Genomic DNA, 5,124 nt, shown 5'->3' on the forward strand with positions numbered 1-5,124 from the left:
GCACCGGGGCGTCCGCCATCCAGTTCGTTCCGCGGATCCGCGAAACCGCGCGGCGGGTCACCGTTTTCCAGCGGTCGCCGCACACCGAGATGGCGCCGTCGGCGGCCAAGCCGCCCGAGGTGGCGAACCTGGCCACCAAGATGTTCCAGGCGCTGCTGCCGTCCCGGTCGGGCGCGATCCAGAAGCCGGTCGGCTCCCTGACCCTCGGGCGCGCCACCGACAACGACATCGTCATCCAGGACGTGCTGGCCTCCCGGCATCACGCGTTCCTCACCCAGACGCCGCTGGGGACCGAGATCCGCGACTCGCACAGCGTCAACGGGACCTTCGTCAACGGCGTGCGGGTGGGCTCGGCGGTGCTGACCGAGGGCGACGTCGTCACCATCGGCAACGTCGACCTCGTGTTCACGCGGGGCACGTTGGTGCGCCGCACCGAGGCCGCCACCCGCACCGGCGGCCTGGAGGTCAACTCGGTCTGCTACACCGTCGACCACGGCAAGCAGCTGCTCGACCACATCTCCCTGACCGCGCGGCCCGGCACGTTGACGGCCATCATCGGCGGCTCCGGCGCCGGCAAGACCACGCTGTCGCGGCTGATCGTCGGCTACACCAGCCCCACCTCCGGCGTGGTGACCTTCGAGGGGCACGACATTCACGCCGAGTACGCGTCCATGCGCAGCCGGATCGGGATGGTCCCGCAGGACGACGTCGTGCACCGCCAGCTGACCGTCAACCAGGCCCTGAACTACGCCGCCGAGCTGCGCCTGCCGCCCGACACCAGCAAGGCGGAGCGCGCCCGCGTCGTCGCGCAGGTGCTCGAGGAACTCGACATGACCAAGCATGCCGAGACCCGGGTCGACAAGCTCTCCGGCGGGCAGCGCAAGCGCGCCTCGGTGGCGCTCGAGCTGCTCACCCAGCCGTCGCTGCTGCTCCTCGACGAGCCCACCTCCGGCCTGGACCCGGCGCTGGACCGCCAGGTCATGCTGATGCTGCGCCAGCTCGCCGACGCCGGCCGCGTGGTGCTGGTGGTCACCCACTCGGTGTCCTACCTCGACGTGTGCGACCAGATCCTGCTGGTCGCGCCCGGCGGCAAGACCGCGTTCTGCGGGCCGCCCGACCAGGTCGAGGCCGCCATGGGCACCCGCAACTGGGCCGACATCTTCGCCAAGGTGGGCGCCGACCCCGACGAGGCCAACCGGCGCTTCAAGGAACGCAACCAGCAGTCGTCGCAGCCGCCGTCGCCGCAGAGCCCCGCCGACCTGGGCGACCCGCCCCAGACCGACCTGCTGCGCCAGCTGTCCACCATCGCCCGCCGCCAGGTCCGGCTGGTCATCTCCGACCGGGGTTACACGATCTTCCTGGCGATCCTGCCGTTCCTGATCGGGGCGCTGTCGCTGACCGTGAAGGGACCGAAACCGGGCCTGGGCCCGGCCGACCCGCTGGGCATCGCGCCGACGCAGCCGCAGTACATCATGGTGCTGCTCAACATCGGCGCCGTGTTCATGGGCACCGCCCTGACCATCCGCGACCTCATCGGCGAGCGGCCCATCTTCCGGCGCGAGCAGGCCGTCGGCCTGTCCACCACCGCCTACCTGCTGGCCAAGATCGCGGTGTTCTGCGTCTTCGCGACGGCCCAGGCGGCGGTGGCCACCGTCATCGTGCGGCTGGGCAAGGGCGCCCCGACGGCGCACCCGCAGTTCTTCGGCAACTCCACGTTCTCGCTGTTCGTCACCGTCGCCGGGACCTGCGTGGCCTCGGCGATGCTGGGGCTGCTGCTGTCGGCGGTGGCGCAGTCCAACGAGCAGATCATGCCGCTGCTGGTGGTCTCGATCATGTCCCAGCTGGTGTTCTCCAGCGGCATGATCCCGGTGTATCAGCGCTTCGGCCTCGAACAGCTGGCCTGGCTGACCCCCGCGCGGTGGGGTTACGCGGCGGGCGCCTCGTCGATCGACTTCCCGTCGCTGGTGAAGGTCAAGCAGATCCCGACGAACGACCCCATCTGGCAGCACTCGAAGCACATCTTCGTGTTCGACATGGCCATGCTGGCGGCGCTGTCGGCCGCCTACACCGGCTACGTCCGCTGGCACATCCGGCTCAAGCGCTGAGCCGCCGGCCGCGACGATGACCCACCCGGCCCAGCCCGTGCTGACGGCTCGCGCCGAGCGCTCGCAAGGCAGCTTCGCGCCGGGCCGCGACGTGGTCGTCGGCAGCGACCTGCGCGCCGACCTGCGGATGGCGCACCCGCTGATCGCCCGCGCGCACGTGCTGCTGCGCTACGACGGCGGCCGGTGGGTCGCCGTCGACAACGGATCGATGAACGGCATCTACCTGCGCGGCCAGCGCGTGCCCGCCGTCGACATCCATGACGGCCAGGTGATCAACATCGGCAAGCCCGACGGGCCGCGGATCACCTTCGAGATCGGCCGCCACACGGGCAGCGTCGGCCTGTTGCCGCCGACGGACTCGGTCCCGCTCCTCCAGCGGCCGCGGCCGCCCGGCCCACTCCCGCCGCGGCCCGGCCCGCCGCGGGAGGCCCAGCGCAGGACCGCCGTGCCCATCGTCCGGCCGGACTCCTCGACCCGCGCGCTGCCTCAGCAGGGGCCGCCGTCCGGGGCGAACCCGCCGGTGCCGCCCGGCTCCCCCGCCGACTTCCCCACCACGCGGGTCAAGGCCCCCGGCTCGGACCGCCCGGCCACCGGGGCCCGGCCCGCCTGGATCGGCCGTGCGCTCGACAACGACATCGTCGTCCACGACGTGCTGGCGTCGCGGCACCACGCGTTCCTCACCCCGACCCCCGCGGGCGCCGAGATCCGCGACGCGCAGAGCAGCAACGGCACCTTCGTCAACGGCGTCAAAGTCGGCTCCGCGATGCTCACCGACGGCGACGTCGTCACGATCGGCAACGTCGACCTGGTGTTCACCGGCGGCATCCTGGTCCGCCGGCAGGAGGCCGCCACCCGCGCCGGCGGCCTGGAGGTCCGCGACGTCAACTTCAGCGTCGACGGCAAAAACCTGCTGGAGCGGATCTCGCTGACCGGCCGCCCGGGCACCCTGACCGCGCTGATCGGCGGCTCGGGCGCCGGCAAGTCCACGCTGTCGCGGCTGATCGCCGGGTACGCCGTCCCGACCGCCGGCGCCGTCACCTTCGAGGGCCACGACATCCACAGCGAATACGCGTCGCTGCGCACCCGCATCGGCATGGTGCCGCAGGACGACGTGGTGCACCGCCAGCTCACCGTCAGCCAGGCGCTGCACTACGCCGCCGAGCTGCGGCTGCCGCCGGACACCAGCAAGGCCGACCGCGCGCAGATCGTCGCCCAGGTGCTCGACGAGCTGGGGCTGACGCAGCACGCCGACACCCGCGTCGACAAGCTGTCGGGCGGTCAGCGCAAACGCGCCTCGGTGGCGCTGGAGCTGCTGACCGGGCCGTCGCTGCTGATCCTCGACGAGCCGACCTCGGGTTTGGATCCGGCGCTGGACCTGCAGGTCATGACGATGCTGCGCCAGCTCGCCGACGCCGGCCGCGTCGTGCTGGTGGTCACCCACTCGCTGACCTACCTCGACATCTGCGACCAGGTGCTGCTGATGGCGCCCGGCGGCAAGACGGCGTTTCTGGGCTCGCCCGGCCAGATCGGCGCGGCGATGGGGACGACCAACTGGGCCGAGATCTTCGCCAAGGTCGGGGCCGATCCCGACGAGGCCAACCGCCGCTTCCTCGAGCAGAACCGGCCGCCGCCCGCCACGCCGGCCGAGGCGCCGGCCGACCTGGGGGCCCCGGCGCGCACCAGCGTCGCGCACCAGTTCTCCACGATCGCGCGCCGCCAGGTGCGCCTGGTCGTCTCCGACCGCGCCTACTTCGTGTTCCTGGCGGTGCTGCCGTTCATCATGGGCGCGCTGTCGCTGACGGTGCCCGGCACCGTCGGCTTCGGCTACGCCGACCCGACCAGCGAGTCCGCCGGTGAGGCCGGGACGATCCTGACGCTGCTCACCATGGCCGCGGTGTTCATGGGGACCGCGTTGACCATTCGCGACCTCATCGGCGAGCGCCCGATCTTCCGGCGCGAGCAGGCCGTCGGGCTGTCCACCACCGCCTACCTACTGGCCAAGATCGCGGTGTTCTGCGCGTTCGCCGTCGTGCAGGCCGCGATCGCCACCACCATCGTGGTGCTGGGCAAGGGCACCCCGACGCGGCCGGCGGTACTGCTCGGCCATTCCACCTCGGGGGCCACCGTGGAACTGTTCGCCGCCGTCGCGGCGACGTGCGTGGCCGCCGCGATGCTGGGCCTGCTGCTCTCGGCGCTGGCGCGCTCCACCGAGCAGGTGATGCCGCTGCTGGTGGTGTCCCTGATGATGCAGATGGTGCTCTCCGGCGGCATGGTGCCGGTCACCCACCGGATCTTTCTCGACCAGCTGTCGTGGCTGGTGCCGTCGCGATGGGGTTACGCGGCGCAGGCCTCGACCGTCGACCTGTGGGCGGTGTCGCCGGGCCCGCAGAGCCCGCGGGACAGCCACTTTCAGCACACCGCCGACACCTACCTCTTCGACATGGGCATGCTCGCGGCGCTGTCGCTGGCCTACGCGGTCGGGGTGCGGTGGCGGATCCGGCTCACGCGCTGACTCAGGCGTCCAAGCGCAGCCCGTGCGCCACCGCGAACGCCACCGCCTGACCGACGTCCACCCGCGCGCCCGCCAGCTTCGCGGTGGTCCACAGCGCGGGGTCCACCCGCGCGCCGCGCAGGTCGGCGCCGTCCAGGCGGGCGCCGGTGGTCCGGGCGCCGGTGAGGTCGGCGCCGCGCAGCACCGCCTTGCGCAGGTCGGCCTCGACCAGGCCGGCCTCCCGCAGCCGGCAGCCGCTCAGGTCGGCGCCGCGCAGGTCGTTGCCGCCGAGCACCGCAAGCGTGAAGTCCACCTCGTCGAACGCGATCGGCCGCAACCGGCACCGCACGAACACCGACCCCAGCATGCTGCACTGGGCGAACACGCTGTGCCACAACGAGGTCCGCTCGAAGGTGCAGTTGCGAAACGCCGAGCCGCTATGCCGCGACTCCGCGAGGTCGGCGCCCCGGAAGTTGCAGCCGTCGAACACCACCCGCTCGGTGCGCAGCCCGCGCAGGTCCTCGTCGG

At 72.2% G+C, this 5,124-nt stretch carries 3 protein-coding genes; 2 read left to right on the forward strand and 1 reads right to left on the reverse strand.

The window, feature by feature from the left end:
* Both A5714_RS06810 and A5714_RS06815 read left to right on the forward strand, forming a co-directional pair.
* A partial coding sequence (locus tag A5714_RS06810; RefSeq protein WP_197513589.1) for an ATP-binding cassette domain-containing protein occupies positions 1–2,105 on the forward strand: 2,105 nt, incomplete at its 5' end.
* A gap of 16 nt (positions 2,106–2,121) precedes the next feature.
* A complete protein-coding gene (locus A5714_RS06815) occupies positions 2,122–4,617 on the forward strand; it encodes an ATP-binding cassette domain-containing protein (protein ID WP_068284066.1) in 2,496 nt (831 codons plus the stop codon).
* A 1-nt stretch (position 4,618) separates the two neighbouring features.
* Here A5714_RS06815 and A5714_RS06820 read toward each other — a convergent pair.
* Positions 4,619–5,124, reverse strand: a 506-nt coding sequence (locus A5714_RS06820) for a pentapeptide repeat-containing protein (RefSeq protein ID WP_156747200.1), incomplete at its 5' end; no start/stop codon positions are given.

Origin of the sequence: Mycobacterium sp. E2462 (assembly GCF_001672685.1) — a bacterium.
GTDB lineage: Bacteria > Actinomycetota > Actinomycetes > Mycobacteriales > Mycobacteriaceae > Mycobacterium.